General features: G+C 69.0%; 24 protein-coding genes. 10 read left to right on the forward strand and 14 right to left on the reverse strand.

Features of this window, described 5'->3' with window-relative positions; genetic code table 11:
• Positions 1–15 precede the first annotated feature (15 nt).
• The 8 genes from moaC to EPL03_RS15345 are packed head-to-tail and all read right to left on the reverse strand — an operon-like array spanning position 16 to position 7,589.
• The gene (moaC, locus tag EPL03_RS15310) at positions 16–507 is read right to left on the reverse strand and encodes a cyclic pyranopterin monophosphate synthase MoaC (protein WP_135830204.1); all 492 of its coding nucleotides are present in this window, start codon (positions 505–507) and stop codon (positions 16–18) included.
• Positions 500–1,939 carry an NAD(P)H-hydrate dehydratase gene (locus EPL03_RS15315; RefSeq protein ID WP_135830205.1) on the reverse strand — a complete coding sequence of 480 codons (1,440 nt, stop codon included), beginning with the start codon at positions 1,937–1,939 and terminating at the stop codon, positions 500–502. Before EPL03_RS15315 ends, moaC begins: the two co-directional genes overlap by 8 nt.
• Positions 1,940–1,964: 25 nt before the next feature.
• On the reverse strand, positions 1,965–2,849 hold the full coding sequence (locus EPL03_RS15320) for a glycerophosphodiester phosphodiesterase (RefSeq protein WP_135830206.1): 885 nt from the start codon (positions 2,847–2,849) through the stop codon (positions 1,965–1,967).
• The gene (locus EPL03_RS15325; RefSeq protein WP_135830207.1) at positions 2,846–3,655 is read right to left on the reverse strand and encodes an HAD-IIA family hydrolase; all 810 of its coding nucleotides are present in this window, start codon (positions 3,653–3,655) and stop codon (positions 2,846–2,848) included. The genes EPL03_RS15320 and EPL03_RS15325 overlap by 4 nt, the downstream gene beginning before the upstream one ends.
• Positions 3,652–4,674, reverse strand: coding sequence for an ABC transporter ATP-binding protein (locus tag EPL03_RS15330; protein WP_135830208.1), 1,023 nt, complete (start codon positions 4,672–4,674; stop codon positions 3,652–3,654). The genes EPL03_RS15325 and EPL03_RS15330 overlap by 4 nt, the downstream gene beginning before the upstream one ends.
• Positions 4,675–4,677: 3 nt before the next feature.
• Entirely contained in the window at positions 4,678–5,511 is an 834-nt protein-coding gene (locus tag EPL03_RS15335) for an ABC transporter permease (protein WP_135830209.1), read from the reverse strand.
• Entirely contained in the window at positions 5,511–6,440 is a 930-nt protein-coding gene (locus tag EPL03_RS15340; RefSeq protein ID WP_135830210.1) for an ABC transporter permease, read from the reverse strand. Before EPL03_RS15340 ends, EPL03_RS15335 begins: the two co-directional genes overlap by 1 nt.
• Before the next feature lie 3 nt (positions 6,441–6,443).
• Complete coding sequence (locus tag EPL03_RS15345) at positions 6,444–7,589, reverse strand: extracellular solute-binding protein (protein ID WP_135830211.1); 1,146 nt, start codon at positions 7,587–7,589, stop codon at positions 6,444–6,446.
• Positions 7,590–7,793: 204 nt separating this feature from the next.
• On the opposite strand from EPL03_RS15345, the gene EPL03_RS15350 reads away from it, so the two are divergent.
• Positions 7,794–8,255 carry a hypothetical protein gene (locus EPL03_RS15350; protein WP_135830212.1) on the forward strand — a complete coding sequence of 154 codons (462 nt, stop codon included), beginning with the start codon at positions 7,794–7,796 and terminating at the stop codon, positions 8,253–8,255.
• On the opposite strand, the gene EPL03_RS15355 is transcribed toward EPL03_RS15350, so the two are convergent.
• Positions 8,252–9,124 (reverse strand): DUF7551 domain-containing protein, encoded by an 873-nt coding sequence (locus tag EPL03_RS15355; RefSeq protein ID WP_135830213.1) that lies wholly within the window; start codon positions 9,122–9,124, stop codon positions 8,252–8,254. The two genes, EPL03_RS15350 and EPL03_RS15355, sit on opposite strands and share 4 nt — an antisense overlap.
• A gap of 229 nt (positions 9,125–9,353) precedes the next feature.
• Here EPL03_RS15355 and EPL03_RS20140 point away from each other — a divergent pair, with 229 nt between their 5' ends.
• Both EPL03_RS20140 and EPL03_RS15360 read left to right on the forward strand, forming a co-directional pair.
• Complete coding sequence (locus EPL03_RS20140; protein ID WP_168216278.1) at positions 9,354–9,524, forward strand: HEWD family protein; 171 nt, start codon at positions 9,354–9,356, stop codon at positions 9,522–9,524.
• Between the two features lie 119 nt (positions 9,525–9,643).
• Positions 9,644–9,991 carry a zinc ribbon domain-containing protein gene (locus EPL03_RS15360; RefSeq protein ID WP_135830214.1) on the forward strand — a complete coding sequence of 116 codons (348 nt, stop codon included), beginning with the start codon at positions 9,644–9,646 and terminating at the stop codon, positions 9,989–9,991.
• Positions 9,992–10,006: 15 nt separating this feature from the next.
• Here the strand turns inward: EPL03_RS15360 and EPL03_RS15365 are convergent, their stop codons facing one another.
• Positions 10,007–10,906, reverse strand: coding sequence for a glycerophosphodiester phosphodiesterase (locus EPL03_RS15365; protein WP_135830215.1), 900 nt, complete (start codon positions 10,904–10,906; stop codon positions 10,007–10,009).
• A 103-nt stretch (positions 10,907–11,009) separates the two neighbouring features.
• Positions 11,010–12,329 carry a CDP-glycerol glycerophosphotransferase family protein gene (locus tag EPL03_RS15370; protein WP_135830216.1) on the reverse strand — a complete coding sequence of 440 codons (1,320 nt, stop codon included), beginning with the start codon at positions 12,327–12,329 and terminating at the stop codon, positions 11,010–11,012.
• Between the two features lie 750 nt (positions 12,330–13,079).
• Between EPL03_RS15370 and EPL03_RS15380 the strand changes: the two genes are divergently transcribed.
• The 5 genes from EPL03_RS15380 to sucD all read left to right on the forward strand — a co-directional run bounded on the left by EPL03_RS15380 (position 13,080) and on the right by sucD (position 16,936).
• On the forward strand, positions 13,080–14,273 hold the full coding sequence (locus tag EPL03_RS15380) for a redox-regulated ATPase YchF (RefSeq protein WP_135830217.1): 1,194 nt from the start codon (positions 13,080–13,082) through the stop codon (positions 14,271–14,273).
• A 32-nt stretch (positions 14,274–14,305) separates the two neighbouring features.
• A complete protein-coding gene (locus tag EPL03_RS15385; RefSeq protein ID WP_135830218.1) occupies positions 14,306–14,509 on the forward strand; it encodes a hypothetical protein in 204 nt (67 codons plus the stop codon).
• 122 nt (positions 14,510–14,631) lie between these two features.
• Positions 14,632–14,796: a twin-arginine translocase TatA/TatE family subunit gene (locus EPL03_RS20145; RefSeq protein WP_168216279.1), complete on the forward strand. Its 165-nt coding sequence runs from the start codon at positions 14,632–14,634 to the stop codon at positions 14,794–14,796.
• A 125-nt stretch (positions 14,797–14,921) separates the two neighbouring features.
• Complete coding sequence (sucC, locus tag EPL03_RS15395; RefSeq protein ID WP_135830220.1) at positions 14,922–16,070, forward strand: ADP-forming succinate--CoA ligase subunit beta; 1,149 nt, start codon at positions 14,922–14,924, stop codon at positions 16,068–16,070.
• Positions 16,067–16,936: a succinate--CoA ligase subunit alpha gene (sucD, locus tag EPL03_RS15400; protein ID WP_135830221.1), complete on the forward strand. Its 870-nt coding sequence runs from the start codon at positions 16,067–16,069 to the stop codon at positions 16,934–16,936. The genes sucC and sucD overlap by 4 nt, the downstream gene beginning before the upstream one ends.
• Positions 16,937–16,968: 32 nt before the next feature.
• On the opposite strand, the gene EPL03_RS15405 is transcribed toward sucD, so the two are convergent.
• From EPL03_RS15405 to EPL03_RS20510, 3 genes are all read right to left on the reverse strand, one after another.
• Positions 16,969–17,604 (reverse strand): DUF6517 family protein, encoded by a 636-nt coding sequence (locus EPL03_RS15405; protein ID WP_135830222.1) that lies wholly within the window; start codon positions 17,602–17,604, stop codon positions 16,969–16,971.
• Between the two features lie 72 nt (positions 17,605–17,676).
• The gene (locus EPL03_RS15410) at positions 17,677–19,314 is read right to left on the reverse strand and encodes an acyl-CoA synthetase (protein WP_135830223.1); all 1,638 of its coding nucleotides are present in this window, start codon (positions 19,312–19,314) and stop codon (positions 17,677–17,679) included.
• A gap of 108 nt (positions 19,315–19,422) precedes the next feature.
• Positions 19,423–19,854, reverse strand: a complete 432-nt coding sequence (locus tag EPL03_RS20510; RefSeq protein ID WP_244605284.1) for a hypothetical protein — start codon at positions 19,852–19,854, stop codon at positions 19,423–19,425.
• Between the two features lie 145 nt (positions 19,855–19,999).
• Here EPL03_RS20510 and EPL03_RS15420 point away from each other — a divergent pair, with 145 nt between their 5' ends.
• Positions 20,000–21,202, forward strand: coding sequence for an alpha-1 4-glucan-protein synthase (locus EPL03_RS15420; RefSeq protein ID WP_135830224.1), 1,203 nt, complete (start codon positions 20,000–20,002; stop codon positions 21,200–21,202).
• Between the two features lie 75 nt (positions 21,203–21,277).
• Positions 21,278–22,495 carry an extracellular solute-binding protein gene (locus EPL03_RS15425; RefSeq protein ID WP_135830225.1) on the forward strand — a complete coding sequence of 406 codons (1,218 nt, stop codon included), beginning with the start codon at positions 21,278–21,280 and terminating at the stop codon, positions 22,493–22,495.
• Positions 22,496–22,519: the final 24 nt, after the last annotated feature.

Consider the following 22,519-nt stretch of genomic DNA (forward strand, 5'->3'; position numbering starts at 1 on the left):
CTCGCTCCCGCGGCGCTACTCCAGTTCGCGTTTGACCTTCTCGACGACCCGCACGTTCTCGATGGCGGCGTCCGGGTACTGGCCGTCGGCGTCTTTCTCCGCGGCCTTCACCATGTCCCAGACCACGTTCAACCCGGTCGTGACGCCCTCCAGCGCCTCCATCTCGCAGCCGGTCTTGCCGGTCGTCTCGACCGCGACTTCGAGCGCGACCCCGTCCTCGCGGAGTTCGAAGTCGGTCTCGACGTTGGTGACGGGAATCTGGTGGCACATCGGGATGGTCTCCCACGCGTGTTTGACCGCTTGGACCGCGCCGACCCGCGCGGTCGCCAGCACGTCGCCCTTGCTCACCTCGTCGTCGCGGATGGCCGCCACGGTGTCGGGCCGGAGGCGAATCTCCCCCGCCGCGACCGCGCGACGCGCCGTGTCGGGTTTGTCGCCCACGTCGACCATCTGGACGTCGCCCTCCTCGTCGGTGTGGGTCAGGTCGCTCCCGTCGCCCTCACTCATCCCCCTCACCCCAGAGTGCGCGCGGCAGGGCGTCGAGCAGGTCCGACGCCACCAGTCCGTCGTGGCGGTCGGCGAGCAGTTCCCCGGCGCGGCCGTTGGCGTATGCCGCCACGCAGGCCGCTCGGAACGGGTCGTGGTCGCCCAGCAGCCCAGCGAGTATCCCCGCGAGCGTGTCGCCGGTCCCGCCGACCCGCATGCCGGGCGTGCCCGCCCGCGAGATTCTGGTGCGCTCGCCGTCCGAGACGACGTCCTCGGCCGCCTTCGCCACGACGACGTGACCGAGGTCGGCAGCGAAGGACTCTATCTCGTCGGCGTACTCGCGGATGGGTTCGTCCGACTCGATTTCGGGCCCGCCCATCTTCGCGAGTTCCTTGCGGTTGGGCGTACAGACCAGCGCGGCGTCGGTGTCGACGTCGGGCACCACTGGCAGGGCGTCGGCGTCCACCACGGTCGGCCCGGAGAACTCGGCGAGGAACTGCTCGGCCGCGACGAGGGTTTCGTCGGCAGTGCCGAGGCCGGGGCCCAGAACCACCACGTCGTCGTAGCGCTCGGCGGTCGCGACGAGGTCGGGGACCTGCTCGGGCGCGAGCCGGTCGCCTTCGTACGACTGGACGATGAGGTCCTCGGCGTAGCCCTGAATCCCGTCGGCCACGGGTTCGGGCGCGGCGACGAAGGAGAGGTCCGCACCAGCCCGGAGCGCGGCCTGGGCGGCCAGCGCGGGCGCGCCGGTGTAGGGGCCGCCGCCCACGACGTAGGCTCGGGACTCGTCGCCGGGCCCGCCCCGACGAACCGGGCGCATGTCGCCCGGGCCGACGAACCGCTCGGCCGCCGGCGGGATGCCGATGTCCGCGACCGTCACCTCGGCGTCGAGCGCAGCGAGGCCGGGTTTCTCGTCGTGGAACGTGACCACGCGGTCGGCCTCGACCGCGACGCCCGCCGCCTCGCCGGTGTCGGCGTCCACGCCCGACGGCACGTCGACCGAGACCACCGTGGCGTCCGCGTCGTTGATGGCCGCCGCTGCGCTGGCTTCGGGCTCGCGGAGCGCGCCCGCGACGCCGGTGCCCAGCATCGCGTCGACCACCACCTCGCAGTCGGGCAGGTCGAGGTCCCGCGAGTCGCGGACCTCGGCGAGGTCGTACTCGGCGCGCCCGAGCGCCGCCCAGTTCTCGCGGGCGATGTCGGTCGCGATGGCCTCGGCGCGACCCAGCAGGCGGACCGACACGTCGTAGTCGTCCAGAAAGCGGGCGGCCACGAAGGCGTCGCCGCCGTTGTTGCCGCGGCCCGCGACGATTGCGATTCGCGCGCCGGGGTCGACGACCGCCCGGACCTCGCGGGCCACGGCGTTGCCGCTCGACTCCATCAACTGCTTGCGCGGCACGCCCAGCGCCGCCGCGTTGGCGTCGACCTGGGCCATCCGTGCTGCCGAAATCATGTCCGGGCGTTCGGCCGGGACGGCGTTAAGTCCTGTCGTCGGCCGCCAGCAGACACGGGTAGTCCACGAGCAGGCCGTCGACGCCCGCCCGCCGGAGCTGTGCGGCCTGATACCACGTGGAGACGGTCCAGACGTTCACGGCCCGCCCGGCGTCGTGGGCCCGGGCGACCACGTCGGTCGTCACGTCCGGGGACGCGTCGAGGTGGCCCGGCTCGCCGGCGAACGGCGTCCCCGCGACGAGGTTCACCGGCGGGTGGACCGCTTCGGCGTCGTAGCGGGCCGCGATTTCGAGGGCGTCGTCGAGCGCGTCCCACGCGAGGACCCCGACCGGAACCGAGGGGTCCGCCTCGCGGGTGGCCGCGAGCGCGGCCTCGTAGAACGACGAGACCAGCACGTCGTTGTCGTGGTCGTCGAGTACCGCGAGAACGTCCCCGACGAACGAGTCCCACAGCGTTCGCCGGTCGGCCAGTTCCGCCGGGTCGAGCGGTTCGGCCAACCTGAGGTCGTGGCTTCCGGGGTTCTTCAACTCGACGTTGACGCCCACGTCGTCCGAGAGCGCACCGAACACGTCCGCGAGTCGGGGCACCGTCTGTCCGCTGTCGAGGACCTCCGCGTCGAGGACGACGTCGTCGGGCGTCTCCCAGACCGTCCCGCGAGCGTCGGTGAGTCCCCGGCTCCCGCCCTCGGCGTGGAGGCGGTCGTCGTGGAAGCAGACCACGGTGCCGTCGCCGGTCGGCATCGCGTCGACCTCGACCATCGCCGCGCGGCCCGGCCCGGCCGCGGCGCGGCGCGCGGCGGCCACGGTGTTCTCGGGCGCGGCCCCGGCGAAGCCCCGGTGGGCGAGTATCGCCGGGCGGTCGTCGCCCCGGGATTCGAGGCCCCCGTCGCCGGAGTCGTCGGGGAGGCTCACGGCAGTATCTCGCCGATTTCGGCGAGCGATTCCACGACGTGGTCGGGCCGAATCGACGCCGATTCGAGGTCCGACCGGTCGGTCACGCCCGTCAGCACGAGCGCGGTCGTCATGCCCGCCCGGTTGCCCATCGCGACGTCGGTTTCGAGCCGGTCGCCCACCAGCAGGCAGTCGGCCGGGTCGGCGTCGAGTCGCCCGGTCGCGGCCTCGACGGTGGTCTCGGAGGGCTTGCCCAGCACCCGGTCGAGCTCCCGGCCGGTGACGCCCTCTATCGCGCCGATCATCCCGGCGGCGTCCGGAATCTCGCCGTCCGCGACCGGACAGGTCCGGTCGGGGTTGGTCGCGTAGAACGGCGTCCCGTCGTCGAGGGCGGCCAGCGCGTCCGAGAGGGTGGCGTAGTCGAACGACCGGTCCATCGAGGCGACGACCACGCCGGCCGCCCCGGGGTCGTCGGTCACGCCGAGGTCGGCCTCGCGGAGTTCCTCGCGGAGGGGGTCCTCGCCCACCACGAACACCGAGCGGTCGGGGTGGCGGTCCGCGAGGAAGTCGGCGGTGATGGTCGCCGAGGTGATGATGTCGTCGCGGTCGCAGGGCACGCCGAGTCGGTCGAGCTTGTCGCGGTACTGGGCCCGGCGCTCGATGGGCTTGTTCGTGACGAACACCACCGAGCCGCGGGCCCTGAGCGCCTCGATTCCCTCGTCGGCGTCGGCGAGCAGTCCGTCGCCGCGGTACACCGTGCCGTCGAGGTCCACGAGCGCTCCCGCGACGGGTCGGTCGCGGGCGTTCGTAGCTGGCTCGCCGCTCATTGCCGGACCACGTGGACGTGAGTCGCGTCGATGTCGAGGGTCACGGTGTCGCCCTTCGAGAGCGCGTCGCGGTGGCGGTCGAGTTCGAGCGTCAACTCGGTGCCGTCGTCGAGCGTGACGATGGCCTGCACCTTCTCGCCGAGGTAGAACAGGTTCCGGACCTCGGCCGTTATCGGCCCCTCGCCGACCGTGAAGTCGTCGGGCCGGACCGCGAGGGTGGCGTCCTCGCGCTCGGGCAGACCGCCGGCGTCGAGTTGCGCGAACCCGAAGTCGACCCGGCCGTCGCTTATCGACCCCTCCAGCAGGTTCGACGTGCCGACGAAGTTGGCGACGAACTCGTTTGCGGGCGACTCGTACACCTCGCTGGGCGCGCCGACCTGCTCGACCACGCCGTCGTTCATCACCGCGATGCGGTCGCACATCGACATCGCCTGCTCCTGGTCGTGAGTGACGTACAGCGTGGTCACGCCCAAGTCCGCGAGGAGTTCGCCCAGTTCCTTCCGGAGGGTCTGCTTGAGCTTGGCGTCCAGCCCGGTCATCGGCTCGTCGAGCAACAGGATGTGTGGCTCGATGGCCAGCGCCCGCGCGAGCCCGACCCGGCGCTGCTGACCGCCCGAGAGGGTCTGGGGGTCGCGGTCGCCAAGCTCGCCGATGTCGAGGAGTTCGAGCAGTTCCTGAGCGCGCTCGCGGCGTTCCTCCTGGCCGACGCCCTGCATCTTCGGGCCGAACGTGACGTTGCCCAGGACCGTCATGTTGTTGAACAGCGCGTACGACTGGAAGACCAGCCCCACGTTCCGGTTCTCGGGCGGGACGTGGGTGACGTCCTCGTCGTCGTAGCGTATCGACCCGCTCGTCGGGGTCTCGAACCCCGCGACCATCCGCAGCGTCGTCGTCTTGCCACAGCCCGATGGGCCGACGATTCCCATTACTTCGCCGTCCTCGATGGTCAGCGAGACGTCGTCGACGGCGAGCGTCGAGTCGAACCGTTTCGTCGCGTTCTGTAGTGTGACTTCAGACATGGGTCATATCCTCCGTACTGCGCCTCTGTTGCCGACGATCTGGAGCGAGATGGTCACGAGCGCGATGAGCAGGAAGAACACCGACACGGCCGCGGCGGCGTTGAGGAACGACGCGTTCGTGATGTTGTTGAACAGGAATATCGAGAGCGGGGGCGTCCCCCGAGAGTAGACGATGTACGAGAAGTTGAACTCGGCCGCCGCGAGCGTCCACGAGATGATGGAGCCGGCGACGATGCCCGCCTTGGCGTTGGGCACGATGACCGTCAGGAAGGTCCGGGGCCACGACGCGCCCAGCGACCGCGCGCTCTCCTCTATCTGCTGGAGGTCCATCGACTGGAAGCTCGACTGGACCGCCATCACCATGTAGGGGGCCTTGAGCAGCGAGTAGCCGATGACCAGCGCGATGCCCGACGTCGAGAGGTCCGGATACGTCCGGAGGAAGGCGATGCCGAGAATGATGCCGGGCGCGAGCGGCAGGATGGCGAACACGTTGACCCAGTCGCGGCCCCAGAACTCGTAGCGCGCGATGGCGTACGCGATGGGCACGCCGACGACCAGATTGATGACCACGCCGCCGAGCGCGAGGCCCGCGCTGTACGCCAGCGACGAGCCGACGGACACGTCCGCGCCGACGCCGGTGCCGACGACGACGTCGTTCCAGTGTTCGAGAGTCACGAAGTCGCTGGGGAGCGCGCCCATCCACTCGCCCGCGAACGAACTCACGAACGTCATCACGACCGGGAGCGCGAGGAAGACGAGCGTGACCGCCAGCACGAGCGTCACGAACTGTCGACCGTACCGCGCCGAGAGGCTGCCCTCGTCGAAGCGGGTGCTCATCAGATGCTCACCTCCGCGCTGGTGTACCGAAGCGCCAGCAGCGTGAACAGGAACACGAACGCGAACCACACCGTGGCCATCGCCGACGCCTGCGCGATGTTGAACCCTTGGGCTATCTCGCGGTCTATCTGGAGGGTCCAGACCAGCAGGCTCTTGAGGATGAGGATGGTGCCGAAGATGGCGAGCGCGGTCCGGAACACCAGGATGCACGCCCCGATGAGCCCCGGCTTTATCTGGGGGAGCGTGACGTACCAGAACGTCCTCAGCGGCGACGCGCCCAGACTACGCGCGGCCTCCTCGGCGTCGGTGTTGACCTCGGCGTACGTCCCGCGCAACAACAGCAGCGCGCGCGGAATCATCGAGTACAGATACGCGAAGAACAGGCCGACGACGCTGGTGGCCATCGCGAGGTCGATGGGCGACTGGCCCGACAGTGCGGCGATGAAGTTGGTGACGATGCCGGTGTTGCCGAACAGCACGATAATCATGAACGCGGCCACGATGCCCGGCAGGCTGTTCGGGAACGACAGCACCGTGAGTATCACCGACTTCCCGGGGAGGTCGTACTTCTCCAGCGAGTGGGCGACCGGGACCGCGACCGCTATCGAAGCCACGGTCGTCGCCGCCGCGAACCACAGCGTGTTGACGGCGATGGTCCGGTAGTACGGGTCGGTGACCAGTTGGCTGTAGTATTCGAGCGTGAACCCCTCGGTGGTCAGTCGCGACTCCGAGAAGCTGATGCGGAACATCTCGGTCAGCGGAAAGATACCCGAGAACGTCAGCAGCGCCAGAAACGGGAAACAGAGCGCGACGACTCGGCGGAGCTCGCGCTGTCGCTCCGTGGTCGGCGACCGCAGCGAGGACACCGCCCACCGGAATCGCTCGCCGATTCGCGCCTCGGAAACGTCTGCGTCTGCGCCTGCAGCCATGGATTACAGACTCGCGCCGCGAGTGATGTCCTCGATGATTCCCTCCTGCTTGTCGATGAGCTCCTGCTGGTCGACCGTGAACTCGGTCCCCTCGTACTCGCTCTGGTCGATGAAGTCGTCGGGCATCTCCATCTCGGAGGCGCGAATCGGGCGGACGTACGCGTCGAGGAAGTGCTGCTGGCCGTCGAGCGAGAGCACGTAGTCCATGAACAGCTTGGCGGCCGCCTCGTTGGGCGCGTTGGCGAGCAGCGAGTAGCCGTACAGCGCGTTGTACGCGCTCGGGTTGCCGTCCTCGCTCCCGAGGATGGCGACGCCGACGTCCTCCTCGGCGATGTCGTCGTTGTTGTACTTGATGTCGAGCCCCGAGTAGTCGTACCGGATGAACGAGGCGTACTCGCCCCGCGTGAACTGCGCGAGGAAGTTGTCGGTGAACTCCGCGCCGCCCTCCTGAATCTGGTTGTAGTAGTCGACGACCGGCTGGACGTCGTCGAGCGAGCCGCCCCGGGCGCTGTTGATCGAGAGCGCCGCCGCGAGGCCGACCGCGGCCTGCGGGGTCTGGAGCGCGAGGTCCTGCATGATGTCGGGGTGGAGCAGGTCCTCCCACGTCTCGGGCTCGTCGAGGCCCCGCTCCTCGTAGATGTCCTTCCGGTAGGTGAGCGCGGTCGTGACCTTCCGGGTGCCGGTGACGTGACCGTCGTCGGTCTTGGCGTCGTCCGGGACCTTGTCCCAGTTGGCCGGCTTGTACGCCTGCGTGAGGTCGTCCTTCTGGGCCTGGATGTTGTACGTGTAGCCGCCGTTGAATCCCGAGTGGGTCGGGTTCTGGGCGTGGGACCGCGCGTCCTGGAGCGCCTCGCCCGACGAGCGGTCGTCGTCGTTGAGTTCGACGCCGTACTCGTCGTTGAACGCCTCCATCACCGACGGCCAGTTCATCCAGCCCGACTGGACGCAGTAGAAGTACAGCTTCTCGTCGGTGGGGAAGTCCGCCGAGTTGACTGTCGTCTCGTAGTCACCGTAGCCGACGTCGTAGCTCTCGCCGCCCCCGCCACCGCTGCCGCCCTGCAAGCTTTCGATGCAACCGGCAGTGCCCGCACCGAGCGCTGCCGCCGAACCCGCGAGTAGCTTCCGCCGCGTGAGTCGAGTATCCGTCATGCAACGGGTTGAGAATCAGGTAGACTCATGATAAACCCTTCGTTGGCACTATAAATATTCAATAGATGTGTCAATTGACGTCGTATCCCTCTACAGTAGAATAGAGCCGAACATACTACTATTTAGATAGGCGGTCGGCCGGGCGCGACCGACCGCCGGGCGCGGAGAATCACCTTTTTGGCCGGCGGGAGCGTAGCCACCGGCATGACACTCGACGTCGACGCGCCCGCGCCGCCCTCGCTCTCGACGAACGTGGACGTCTCGCAGTACGAGGACGCCGACGTGCAGGGCGACGACTACCGCCGCGACGAACTCGAAAACTACCTCGAAGACGGCGCGTGGGACGACGCCTTCGAGGAGTGGGCGGCCCACACCGACCTCGACGAGGGCGAGTTCGCCATCGCCCGCGACCTCGGGATGTTCGCGGAGTACGACTTCTTCTGGGATTCGTTCGCAACACGCGTGGGCTACCACGCGCCGGGCATCCCCGAGGACTGGAAGGAACGCGACTACCACCCCGACGTCGACTCGTGGAACACGGTCTCGGGCATCAACGCCGCGCTGACCGAGTTCGGCCAGATAGTCTGCGACGTGCTGGAGGACGAGTACATCGACTGGGACGGCGAGTACGAGGCCCCCGACGACCTGCCGGACTTCGAGACCTAATCGTCGGCCACCGCCGCGGTCGCGACGCCGACCGACCGGTCGACCCCGGCGGTCACGACGCACTCCCACCCGTCGCCGACGCGACTGACGTCGGTGATGGCTATCGCCCCGTCGGGACACCGGCCGAGCAGTTCGACCGCGAGCGGGAGCGTCGGCAGATTTCCGGTCGACGCCTCGAAGGCGTACCCGTCGAGCGTGACCGCCCACGACCGCCCGTCCGGGGCGGAATCGGATTCGGGCGCGACCGCGTAGTCGTCGAGCAGCGACCGCCCGGCGAACCGGCCGAGCGTCGTCGAGACCGGGTCCTCGGCCGTCGGTTCGACGCCGAGGCGGTCGGCCGCGCTCCGGAGGACCGCGTGCTGGCGGTCGGGGTCGAGTCGGGCGTCGAGTTCCGCTGCCATCGTCGAGAGCAACACCAGACAGAGGTCGTCGGGGTCCGCCACCGACTCGGCCGAGTAGAGGTACGCGTCCATCACGGCCCGCTCGACCGACCGGGCGTCGAGCGCCGACAGCGCCTCGAACACTGCGGCCGCCACGTCGTGGCAGAAGTCCATCCGGGTCCCGCCGTCGGTCCGTGCGTCGAGGCGGTCGCCCCGGTCTGCGCGCTCGGCCGCCGCCGAGTCGAGAAACGGGTCCTCCGAGACCACGAGGTCGTAACACGGGAGCCGGGGGTCGTACCGCCGGAGTTCGGCCCGGTAGGCGGCCGCCGCTTGGACCGCCTCGGTCGCGGTCTCGCGGTCCGGGAACCGCTTCCCGGCGACCGGGACGGGGCGTTCGCCGGTGCGGGCGCAACTGACGTAGAAGCGGCCGTCAGCCTCGTGGCGGTCCGCGATTCGTTCGCGCAGGTCTCGCAGGGTGTCGCCGACCATTTTAGGCTAACCTAAAAACTCGCGTCGTAAATAACTACGGGCTCCGGTACTGACAGCGTCCAGACACGCGGTGGGCCGGCGAGGGCCCACGGAGGCCCTCGGCCGGTTCGGCTCCTCCGAACGCTGGGCGTTCGGCTCCTCGGTCGCCGTCGATACGCGCGGCAGGGCCGCCCGGCAAACTCTGGGCCAGTGGACCGACTTAAGTGTCTGCCCCCGCTTCTCTCACGCCATGGTCGAACTGGACCCGCCGACCGAACGGGAGTGCCAGCAGTGCGGACGCCGGGACGTCTGGGACCCCGACGCGACGGGCTGGCGAATCGAGTCGGGCGCGCGAGCGGGGAACGCCTACTGCATCCACGAGTGGGACATCAACGGAACCTACCGCCCCATCAGGGAGTGAGAGCACCGGGGCCGCCGGCGTTCGGCGCTCGGTCGCCCGAGACCCCCAGCTGCGTCGGGACGCCACCCGAACCCCGCCGTTCCGGTACAACTAAGCCGCCACGCTCACCTCCGCCGGACGTGACCCTCGCCCTCCGACTCGCGGTCGCGTGCGTCGTCGTGGCCGCGCCGACCCTGCTGTACCTCGGATTGCTCGCGGGCCTCCGACGACTCCGCGACGACGCCCTCCTGACCAGTCTCGCCGAGCGCGACGACGCGCCGGCGGACGTGTCGCGGATGGCCGACAGCGCCCTGAAGAATCGACGCCCGCGTGCGGACGGCGGCGGACGCGCGGATGCGGGCGACCCCGGTCGGCGCTCCGGAACCCACCGGCCGCGCTCGGAGACCGTCGACTGCGGGCGTTGTGGCTCGTCGAACATGCTGGGCGCGCGATACTGCGGCGAGTGTCTGGACGAACTCGACTGGTAGTCGGGGCGTCCCCAGCTATCGACGTCGTCCCGACGCCGCGTCGTCGTCGAACCGGACGACGCCGGGGTAGTCGGCAATGAGGCCGTCGACGCCCGCCCGGCGCAACTGGTCGGCCTGATACCAGCTCTCGACCGTCCACGCGTTGACCGCCCGGCCCTCCTCGTGGGCGGCCGCCACGAGGTCGATGTCCTCGTAGGGCCCCAGCGAGTCGTACTCGGCGTTGAACAGCGGCGTGCCGGCGACGGCGTTCCACGGCGGGTGGACCGCCTCGCAGTCGTAGCGCCGGGCGACCTCCATCCCGTCGGCGATGGAGCCGGCGAACGCCACCGCCACGTCGACGTCGGGCGCGACCTCGCGGACCGCCGCCAGCGCGCCCTCGCAGAACGACGAGACCAGCACCTCGCGGTCGTCGCCGGCCACCGTCGCGAGGACGGTCTCGGCGAAGTCACGCCACAGGTCGGCCTGCTCGGCGCGCTCGCCGGACGGGAGGTTCTCGCCGGGGCGAATCCGGTCGGTTCCGGGGTTCTTGAACTCGACGTTCAGGCCGACCTCCGGCGGGAGGGCGTCGCGTACGTCGGCGAGTCGCGGGACGGGTTCGCCGGTCCCGAGGACGTCGAGGGCCGCGAGCCGGTCGTAGGGGACCTCCCACACCGGGCGACCCGCGAGGTCGGCCGGCGCGTCGGTCACCCGGCCGAGTTCGTCGTCGTGGAACGCCACGACCTCGCCGTCCGCGGTCGGGTAGACGTCGACCTCGACCATCTCGGGCGGGCGGCCGCCGACCGACTCGGCGGCCGCCCGCTCGACCGCCGCGACCGTGTTCTCGGGGTAGACGCCCGCGAACCCTCGGTGGGCGATGAGCGTCGCGTCCCGTCGATTCTGCCTGGCCTGTCGCGTCGTGGTGGTCGTCGATTCCATGGGGGTTCGGACACTCCCGAACGGACCGTCGGCGCTTCGTCCGGGGTTGGCACAAGGCCGACTTGAAGCTTGCTTTCCACGCACCCGCGTCGCCTGCCTCCGGTCAGGAGTCGCTCGAACCGGCGAGTCGCCCCCGAATCAGGGCGTAGACGGTCGCCGAGCGCGGAGCGGGCGACTCGTCGGGCTCCGACCGGTCGGTCGTCGCGTCGCCATCGCGCACCGTCGGGTCGGCGTCGAGGAGTCGCCGGCGGACCGCCCGCCTGCGCTCGGTGTCGGCCTCTGGACGGGCGAGCGCGCGGTCCAGACCGTCGAGCAGACCAGCGAACGTCTCCGCGACCGGGCCGGGCGTGACCGCGTCGTAGTCGAGATAGAATCCCCGGCGAGCGCGATAGTCGTCGCGGTCGTAGGGATAGAAGACGAGCGGGCGGTCGAGCGCGAGGTAATCGACGTAGGCCGAGGAGTAGTCGGTCACGAGCGCGTCGGCGCGCCGGAGCAGCGGGCAGGGGTCGGTTCCGGGCGGGAGCGAGACGACCCGCGAGCAGTCGTCGGGCACGTCGAGCGATTCCTTCGGGTGGGCCTTGACGAGGAGGGTCGCGTCGCGCTCGGCCAGAACGTCGTCGAGCGCCGCGAAGTCGAGGTGGTCGGCGACCGACTCGTCGGTCCGCGCCCGGTAGGTCGGCAGGTAGGCGACGAGTCGCCCGTCGCTTGCGAGGTCCCGGACGCGAGCCAGCGCGCCGGCGTCGGTCGCCACGTCCTCGCCGGGAATCGCCCCTTCGAGCGCGTCGACGCGCGGGTAGCCCGCCAGCGCCATCCGGTCGGGGTCGATTCGGAGGCCGGACGCGAAGGTGTCGACCAGCGCGCTGCCCGGGACCACGAGCAGGTCGACCTCGTCGGCCATGTCGGCGTGGGCGAGTCTGACGGGGCGCGGGAGGTCGGGGAACTCGGCGTCCCACGAGATGCGCTTGAGTGGGACCCCGTGCCAGAGCTGGACCGCGAACGCCCCCGCACAGCAGGGCATCGCGAGGTCGCGGTGGCCCTGCGTGAACAGCACCACGCCCGCGCGGAGGTTCAGTAGGAGTCCCCGGAGCGAGTAGCAGTGATACGCCTCGTAGCCGGCCGACTGCAGGTCGGAAACGACGGTCGGGTCCTTCGAGAGCCACACCGGCCTGACCTCGGGGCGCTCGGCCGCGACGTGGAGGTAGAGGTACTTGGCATTGCCCGTAAACGCCTCGCCGCCGCGCGCGCCGAAGGCCCACAGCGCGGGGTCGCGGCCGAGTCCGGGCAGGCGTTCGCGCAAGGGTTCGAGACGGAGGAGAATCCGGTAGAGTAGCCACTGAGCGAGGACGGAGAGGTGGTCGGCGAGGGTGGCGAGTCGGGTCGTAAGGTGGTCGGCGAGCGTGGCGAGTCGGGTCGCAAGCGTCATCGGTTCGGCCCGTGAGTCGGGGGCGGTCGGGGAATCATCGACGGAACGCACGACGGCCGGCGACAAAAAGGCAGTCCGAGGAGCGGGTAGTCGTGGGTGCGAGCGTGGTTGCGGATGCGGTGGCGGTGGTTGCGGTCGCGGAGGCGGTTGTGGTCGCTGTTGCGGTGGCGGTCGCTGTTGCGGATGCGGTTCTCATTGGCTCAAGCGTGACTCGCCGTGCGGTCGCGGTGGCGGATGTGGTCGCTGTTGCGGTGGCGGATGCGGATGTGGTGGCTGTTGTGGTGGCGGAGGTGGTCGCGGATTCTGTTGCGGTGGCGGTTTCATCGGTTCAAGCACGACTCGCTGTACGGTCGCAGTTTCCGGGAGGACTGAATCACGTCCTCACGCAGCGACCGCCAGCGTCGGACGAGACGCGAAGCGAGCTACTGCCTCGACCGATGAGTTACCGCACGGCACCGCAACCGCACAGCACCGCGACCGCACAGCACCGCGACGGCCTCGTCCTCCCCAACCGCTTGCGTTGCTCGGCCAAGGCCTGCGCTACTCAGCCCTCGCGCGTTTTGGCGCGAGATGAACTCGCGCCGGCGCGCGCCGACCGTAGGCTTGGTCGAGAGTCCACGGGAGTTACTGAAGGCATCGGTCAAGAACCCACGAGAACGGGGCCCCCGTGCGACTCTCACCCGTGTCAAACCTTAGCTCTCGTTCCCGGCTTCGAGAGGCTTTTAGCCGCCGACCCGCCACGTCGGAGCAATGAGTTACCGAATCGGTCTCGTGGGCAAACCCTCGGTGGGCAAGTCCACCTTCTTCAACGCCGCGACGATGAACGACGTGCCCGAGGGAGCCTATCCCTTCACGACCATCGACCCCTCGGTCGGCGAGGCCTACGTCCGGGTCGAGTGTGCCGCCCCGGAGTTCGGCGAGACGTGTACCCCGAGCGTCGGCTTCTGCGAGGAGGGCACCCGATTCGTCCCGACGAAACTCGTGGACGTGGCGGGCCTGATTCCCGGCGCACACGAGGGCAACGGCCTCGGCAACCAGTTTCTCACCGACCTGAACGAGGCCGACGTGCTGGTCCACGTCGTCGACTTCTCGGGCACGACCGACGCCGAGGGCGAACCCACCGAGGGCCACGACCCCCGCGAGGATATCGACTTCCTCGAAGACGAACTCGACATGTGGTACCTCGAAGTCCTGGAGAAGGGCATCGAGCGCTACGAGACCGGCTACGACGGCGAGGACGACGACATCGAGGTCGAGTTGGCCGAGCAGATGAGCGCGTTCCGGACGAACAAAGACGAGATAAAGCGCGAGATTCTGTCGCTCGGGCTCGACCTCGACCCCGCGACGTGGGACGAGACCGACCGCGAGGACCTCGCGCGCGAGATTCGCAAGGTCACCAAGCCGATGGTCGTCGCCGCGAACAAGATGGACACGCCCGAGGCGCAGGCCAACTACGAGGAAATCGCGTCGGACCCCGACTACGACCACCTCACGTTCGTCCCGGTCAGCGCCCACGCCGAGAAGGCGCTCAAGCGCGCCGACGAGCAGGGCGTCGTCGAGTACCGCCCCGGCGACGCCGACTTCGAAATCGTGGGCGACCTCGCCGCCGACCAGCGCGAGGGCCTCGACGCCATCGCGGGGTTCGTCGACGAGTACGAGGGCACGGGCGTCCAGCGCGCGCTCGAAGCCGCGCTGTTCGACGAGCTGGGCGTCGTTCCCGTCTTCCCCGGCGGCGCGAACGGACTCGGCAACGAGCGCGGCGAGGTCCTGCCCGACTGCTTCCTGCTGCCCGAGGGCGCGACCGCCGAGGACTTCGCCTACCACGTCCACAGCGACATCGGCGAGGGATTCCTCCACGGCATCGACTGCCGGACCGACCGACAGGTCGGAGCCGACCACGCGCTCGACGACAGGGCGGTCATCGACGTGGTCACGACGAACTGACGTTTAAGGCGCGGACCGTCCTACGGTCGGGCATGGACACCGACCCGCGCTGTCCCGACTGTGGCGTGACGATGGAACGCGTGAACGTGCATACCAGCGACGGCTTCGGACTCACGCTCGACAGCGGGGAGAAGCGCGACGGCTTTCTGGGGTCGCTCGGAGTGACCGAATCGAAAGACCTCTCGGCGCGCGCCTGTCCCGAGTGCGGACTCGTCCGGTTCTACGCCGAGGAGTGACAACCGCTCCCCGAAATCGAATCTCGAAGCCCATCGATACTCACAGAATACGCCCGTCTTTCCGTAGAACCCACGCCGATAGCGACGTAACGAATACAGACCATCACTTCCTCTCATCGAACTTGGGGCCTATCGAGTTCGCTATCGTCCCGGTACTCGCGTTGCTCCTGTTCGGCGCGAATCGACTCCCGGACGCCGGCGAAGCCCTCGGCGAAACGTTCGGATACGTTCGCGGCAAGGCCGAGGAGCAAGTCGACGACTCCAGCGGTCGGCCGGGCACCCGGTGACGCGGTCGCCGACGGGACCGCGCGGGCGGTCCAACCCACGTTTCTTGCCGCTTTTCGCGCGCTCGACCGAGCTTCGTTTCGATACTACTAACTCTCGGACGGGAGAAGTACCGGCCGAGCTACTGATGAAACTACACGAGTATCAGGCGAAGCAGGTCTTCGCCGACGCAGGGATTCCGACGCCCGAATCGACGCTGGCGTCGTCCGTAGACGAGGTCGTCGAGGCGGCCGAGGACATCGGCTACCCGGTCGCCGTCAAGGCACAGGTTCACGTCGGCGGGCGCGGGAAGGCCGGCGGCATCGAGCTGGCCGACGACCGCGCGGAGGCCGAGCAGGCCGCCGAGGACATCCTCGGCATGGACCTCAAAGGGTACACCGTCGAGACGGTCCTCGTCGAGGAGGCCGTCGACTTCGTGAACGAACTCTACGTGGGCGTCACGATGGACCGTGGCGAGGGCAAGCCGGTCGCCATGGTCTCGACCAAGGGCGGGGTCGACATCGAGGAGGTCGCCGAGGAGGACCCCGACGCCATCGCGCGCGAGCACGTCGACCCCGCGTTCGGGATGCACCCCTATCAGGCCCGGAAGGCCGTCTACGACGCGGGCGTCGACCGCGAGTTCGCCTCCGACGTCGCGTCCATCCTGACCACGCTGTTCCAGCTCTGGGACGACAGCGACGCCAGCGAGGTCGAGATCAACCCCGTGATGATAACCAGCGACGGCGAGGTCGTCGCGGCCGACGCCGTGATGAACATCGACGAGGACGCGCTGTTCCGCCAGCCCGACCTCGCGGAGATGGAGGAAGAAGCCGCCGAGGACGACCTCGAAGCCAAGGCCAACGAGTACGGCTTCGACTACGTGCGCCTCGACGGCAACACGGGCATCATCGGCAACGGTGCGGGCCTCGTGATGACCACGCTCGACCTCGTGGACCACTACGGCGGCTCGCCCGCCAACTTCCTCGACATCGGTGGCGGTGCGAAGGCCGAGCGCGTGGCCAACGCGCTCGACATGGTGTTCTCCGACGAGAACGTCGACGCCGTCGTGTTCAACATCTTCGGCGGCATCACCCGGGGCGACGAGGTCGCGCAGGGCATCAACGACGCCCTCTCGCAGTTCGACGAGATTCCCAAGCGCGTGGTCGTCCGGCTCGCGGGCACCAACGCCGAGGAGGGCCGCGAGATTCTGAACGACGACCTCGTGACCGTCGAGGAGACCCTCGAAGACGCCGTGCAGCGCGCTGTCGAGTACGCGGACGCGGAGGTGGAACAATGAGTGTGCTAGTCGACGACGACACCAGAGTCATCGTGCAGGGCATCACCGGCGGGGAGGGCAACTTCCACGCCGAGCAGATGATAGAGTACGGCACGAACGTCGTTGCGGGCGCGGTGCCCGGCAAGGGCGGCCAGGAGGTCCACGGCGTCCCGGTCTACGACACCGTCGACCGGGCGGCCCGCGAGGAGGACGCCGACGCCTCCGTCGTGTTCGTCCCGCCGGCGTTCGCGGCCGACGCGGTGTTCGAGGCGCTGGACGCTCCGGTCGACCTCGTGGTCGCCATCACCGAGGGCATCCCCACCCAGGACATGAGCAAGGTGTACAAGCGACTCGGCGAGGTCGACACCCGGCTCATCGGCCCGAACTGTCCGGGCATCATCACCCCCGGTGAGTCCAAACTCGGCATCCTGCCGGGCAACATCTTCGAGTCCGGCGACGTCGGGCTGGTCTCGCGGTCGGGCACCCTGACCTATCAGGTCGTGGATAACCTCACGAGTCGCGGCATCGGCCAGACCACCGCCATCGGCATCGGCGGCGACCCCATCATCGGCACGGACTTCATCGACGCGCTCGAACTGTTCGAGAACGACCCCGACACGGAGGCCGTGGTGATGTGTGGCGAGATCGGCGGCGAGGACGAGGAGGAGGCCGCCCGCTACATCGCCGAGCACATGGACACGCCGGTCGCGGGCTTCATCGCCGGCCGCACGGCCCCGCCGGGCAAGCGCATGGGCCACGCCGGAGCCATCGTCTCGGGCAGCGGCACCGGGACGGCCGAGAGCAAGATAGAAGCGCTCAACGACGCGGGCGTGCCGGTCGGCGACACGCCCGACGAGGTCGCCGAGTACGTCGAGGACTTCCTGTAGTCGGCGCGCCGTAATCGCGCCTCTTTTCCGCTTTATTCGCCGTGCTCGACGCCGTCGAGCAGCCGGTTCACGTCGCTCTCCCCGTCTATCTGCTGGGGATGGACCGCCAGGGCGACCACGAAGTCCCCCTCGTGCTCGACCCGCGTGACGTGGAGGGTCGCGTCGAACTGGATGCCGATCGCGGTGGTCACGCTGGCCTCGAACTCCGAGACCTCGGCGGATTGGCCCAGCATCGTCCGGTTGCGGCTGTCGACCTGCCGGACGTTCTCGACCCGGTCCATCCGGGACACGAACGTCTCGGCGAGATGGCGGTCGCTGAACTCGTCGAGGGGGTTGAACGACTGGCCGAGGACCTCCACCTTCGGGCTGGAGAAGACCACGAACGCCGCGACGGGTTGCTCGGCCACGCCCTCGATGCCGACCGAGGCGTGGTACTCGGCTATCCAGTTGGTCGCCGTCACGTTCCGGGACTGGCCGGCGACCGAGACCGTCCGCGAGACGTTCATCGCCTCGGTGCGGTTGTGCTCGTAGCCGGTGTCCCCGAGCGCGGCGTCGTCGACCGACGCCTCGCTCGCGGAGACGGTGATGGGTCCGGAGAGTACGCCGGTGCAACCGGCCGTGACCACGAACAGCGCCAACAGGGAACTGGCTGCGAGGGTGCGGTTCATCGTACTCGCCGGCTTCTCACACCGGGGTAATCAATCCGACGGCCTCCGGCGGCGGGTGGAATCGGGACTCGGCTACTCGCCGAACTTCGTCTGCTCCTGCTCGCGCAACTCGATGCGGCGAATCTTCCCGCTGGAGGTCTTGGGGAGTTCGTCGACGAACTCGATGCGTCGGGGGTACTTGTACGGGGCCGTCTCGGACTTCATGTACTCCTGGAGCTCGGCCACGAGGTCGTCGTCGCCCTCGCGGCCGTCGGCCAGCACGACGTAGGCCTTGACGACGTTGCCCCGCTCGTCGTGCGGGCTCCCGACGGCGGCCGCCTCGGCGACCGCCTCGTGGCCGACCAGCGCGTCCTCGACCTCGAACGGGCCGATGCGGTAGCCCGACGAGATGATGATGTCGTCGGCCCGGCCCTCGAAGAAGAAGTAGCCGTCCTCGTCGGTCCGGGCGAGGTCGCCGGTCCGGTAGTACTCGCCCGCGAACGTCCGCTCGTCGAGGTCGGGCTTCTCGTAGTAGCCGTCGAAGATGGCCGGGCTGTCGACCGGGACCGCGATCTCGCCCGTCTCGCCGACGTCGACTTCCGCCTCGTCGGTGGTGTCCAGCAGGGTGACGTCGATGCCGGGCACGGGCTTGCCCATGCTTCCGGGCCGCACGTCGATGCCGGGGTAGTTGGTCACGAGCGCGACCGTCTCGGTCTGGCCGTAGCCGTCGCGCGGCGTGAGGCCGAACGCGTCCTCGAACGCCTGAATCGGCTCGCGGTTGAGCGGTTCGCCGGCCGAGACGGCTTCGGTCAGCGCGAGGTCGTACTCGTCGAGCCCCTCGACCTGCGTGAACATCCGGTACTGGGTCGGGACCGCGCAGAGCCGCGTGACGCCCTCGGATTCGAGCAGGTCGAGGAACGTCTCGGGGTCGAACTCCCCGTCGTAGACGAACTGGGTCGCGCCGGTCGTGAGCCCCACGCCCACGGGGCTCCAGAACCACTTGGCCCACCCGGTGCCGGTGGTCGCCCACAGCAGTTCCTCGGAGAAGTCGGTGTCGCGGTCGACGCCCCACCAGTAGCGGCCGTTGATGAGTTCGAAACAGCGCAGCCACCGGTGGCGGTGGAGGACGGGCTTGGGCTGGCCGGTGGTCCCGCTGGTGTAGTTGATGGACATCGGGTCCTCGGCCGCCAGTTCCGGCCCGTCGTGGTCGGTCGGTCGCCCGTCGAGCAGGTCGGCGAAGGCGTGCCAGTCCTCGCGGTCGGGAGCGCCCTCGGCGTCGAGGACGACCACGCGCTCTAACGGCGTCTCGTCGAGCACGGGCTCGACCATGTCGGTGAGGCTCTCGTGGACCACCACGGTCCCGGCCTCGCAGTCGGCCGCCCGGAAGGCGATGTCCTTGGGCTTGAGCATGGCCGAACAGGGGACCAGCAGCGCGCCGCGAGCCAGCGCGCCCAACTGGACCGCGAACGCGTCGGGATGGCGGGGGAACAGGTGCATCACGCGGTCGCCCTTCCCCACGCCGAGGTCGGCGAGCGCCGACGCGAACCGGTTCATGTCGTCCCGGAGGTCGGCGTACGTGCGCTCGGCCTCGTTGCCCTCGTCGTCGCGGAACCGGACCGCCACCCGGTCGCCGAAGTTCGCGGCGTGGTCCTCGATGACGGCGGGCAGGTTGTAGTCGTCGGGAACGTCCCACTCGAAGCGCTCGCGTTCGCGCTCGTAGTCGAGTGCCATGTCCGGCCGATTCGGCTGTCAGTTATTTGGACCTGTCGCTCGTTCTCGATTTTCGGCGTCGCCAAGACGGTCGAGTCTGCGCTCCGGCCAGCGTTCGGTGCCCGCTCGTCAGACCGCCCGCCCGCGACGCGACAGTCCGACGAGCAACGCACCGCCCGCCAGCACCAGCACTGCCGCCGCGAGCAGGAGCAGCGTGTACCGAAGTTCCATCACCAGCGGCGAGAACAGCACGACCGCTCCGACGACGAGCAGTGCGATTCCGCCCCGGAGTTGCGTCTCGTCGTCCATGGTCCGGACCACGACGCCGAACCCCTTAGCTCCGGTTGCCGCGCCGATGCGATGCGCACCCAACGCGGCTTCGACCGGCCGGCCGTCCTCGGCGGTGCCGACGAGGTACGCGCCGGCCGCCAGCCCCAGCACCGCGAACGCGCCGACGACCCGCTCGGGGGGCAGGCCGAGCGCGACCGGGCCGAACAGCAGGACGCTCGCGACGACGAGGACGACGATTCCGGTCCGGCGTTTCAGGTCGGTTCCGCCCATGGTCGACGGTTGGGCGTCCGGGTGCTTGGGTCCGATTTCGGACGTGTTCGACCGGGGTGCGGAGCAGGTGTCCCGTTAGGAACGCCGAACTCCCGGCGCGGATAGTCACCTTTTTAGGCCTGCCTAAATCACTCTGGGGTAACGAATGAGCCACACACCGGACATCTGCGTCGTGGTCCCGACGATTCGGGAGTACGAGTGCATGCGGGCCTACTTCGAGAACGCCCGCGACCACGGCTTCGACCTCGACCGCCTCCACGTCGTGCTGGTGACCGAGGACTTCTGTGACACCGACGAGATGCGCGCGATGCTCGACGAGGAGGGCGTCTCGGGCGAGGTGTTCGACGGGTCCCGGCGCGAGCGGTGGTACGACGAGCACGGCATCGCCGAGTACGACCACCTCGTGCCCGCCGCCAGCCACGCCGAGACCAGTTTCGGCCTGCTGTACCTGTGGGCCAACGACTTCGAGTACGGCTTCTTCATCGACGACGACACCCTGCCCCACGACGAGTACGACTTCTTCGGCCGCCACATGGCCAACCTCGGCTTTGCGGGCGAGATAGAGCGGGTCGCCTCCGACGAGAACTGGGTCAACGTCCTCTACCAGAACGCCGACGAACACGGGCTCTACCCCCGAGGCTACCCCTACTCCGCGATGGACGAGACCGTCGAGACCGACACTGCGCACGTCTCGGACGTAGTGGCCTCCCAGGGGCTGTGGACCAACGTGCCCGACCTCGACGCGGTCCGCATCCTGATGGACGGCGACCTGCAGGGGCAGGCCCAGACCCGGACGAGCGCCGACGACTACGACGGCGACTTCGTGGCGGCCGAGGGCAACTATCTGACGGTCTGCTCGATGAACCTCGCGTTCCGCCGCGAGGTCGTCCCCGCGTTCTACCAGCTTCCGATGGACGACAACCGCTGGGACGTGGGCCGGTTCGACGACATCTGGTCGGGGGTGTTCCTCAAGCGCGCCTGTGACGTGCTGGACAAGACCATCTACAACGGCGGGCCCCTCTGTGAACACAACAAGGCCCCGCGCTCGACGTTCGGCGACCTCACCAACGAGGTGCCCGGCCTCGAACTCAACGAGCACCTCTGGGAGGTCGTCGACGGCGTCGGTAGCGAGGCCCGTGGCTCGACGGACCGCGATGGGGCCACGAGCGACGCCGACGCCTTCGCCGCAGTCTTCGAGGCGATGGGGACCGAACTCGCCGAGGGCGACTTCGAGGAGTACGAGAACGGCGCGTTCTTCAACTACGTGGGCGAGTACATGCTCGACTGGCTGGCGGCGCTCGACGAACTCCGTCCGGTCCGGACCACGCCCGCCGCGGCCGACGACTGACGACGCCACCCCCCGCGTCCCGCGGGCGAAAACCAGTAGTTATAAGAGTTTTAGGCTGGCCTAATCTAATAAGCGATGTCTGATTCCAACCAGTCGAGCCGGCGTCGATTTCTGGCGCTGGGCGCGGCGACGGCGACCGCACTCGCCGGGTGTACTGCCGGTTCGGACGAACAGGGGACGACCACCGCGAGCGGGACGACCGGCGCTGGCGCGACCACGAACGCGAGTGGAACGACCACCGCGAGCGGGACGACCGAGGCGGGCGAAGGCGGGGTGGACTCGTTCCAGGGGTCCGGGCCGTACGCGGACGGTCGACCGGACCTGTCGGGGACGCGAATCGAGGACCTCCCGGAGCTGTCGGGGAACTTGCAGATATACCTCGGCGGCGGCGAGGGCGGGCTCTACACCGACCTGCTCGACCGCTTCCGGGACGTCTACCCCGACTTCGACCCGAAACTGCGGTCCGCGCCCAGCGCCCAGCTCTCGAACACCATCGTCGAGGAGTCCCGGGGCGGGTCCAGCCCGGCCGACGTGTTCTGGGCGGTCGACGCGGGGTCGCTGGGTTACGTGGCCGAGCAGGGCGTCGCGGCCGACCTCCCTTCGGACGTGTTAGACCCCGTCCCGGACACGTTCCACCCCGGCGGCCAGTGGGTCGGCGTCGCGGGCCGCGCCCGGGCGATTCCGTACAACACGAACGAGCTCTCGGCCGACGACATCCCGAACAAGGTCGCGGAGTTCCCCGAGACCGACGCGCTCGAAGACGCGATGGGTTGGGGACCCACCTACAGCGCGTTCCAGTCGTTCGTGACCGCGATGCGGGTCTCCCAGGGCGAGGAGACCACTCGCCAGTGGCTCCGGGGGATGCTCGACCACGGCGTGAGCGAGTACTCGAACGAGTTCCTCACCTCGAACGCGGTCGCGGACGGCGAGATCGCCGCCGGGTTCGCCAACCACTACTACGTGCTCCGGGTGAAGGCCTCGCGACCCAACGCGCCGATAGACCTCGCGTTCACCCGGAACGACGCAGCCTCGCTGGTCAACGTCAGCGGCGCGCAGGTGTTGGACGGGTCGGACAAGCAGGACCTGGCTACCAACTTCGTTCGCCATCTGCTCACGGTCGAAGCGCAGGAGTTTTTCGCAACGACTACCTACGCGTACCCGATGATACCCGGCGTACCGCCGGTCGGGGGCCTACCCCCAATCGACGAACTCAGCCCCCCGGACCTCGACCTCTCGGAGCTGTCGAACCTCGAACCCACGCTCCGGCTGATGCGCGAGGTCGGCGTGCTCTGAGCCGGCCCATCCGACCCGAAGCGA

Origin of the sequence: Halorussus halobius (assembly GCF_004765805.1) — an archaeon.
Classification (GTDB): domain Archaea; phylum Halobacteriota; class Halobacteria; order Halobacteriales; family Haladaptataceae; genus Halorussus; species Halorussus halobius.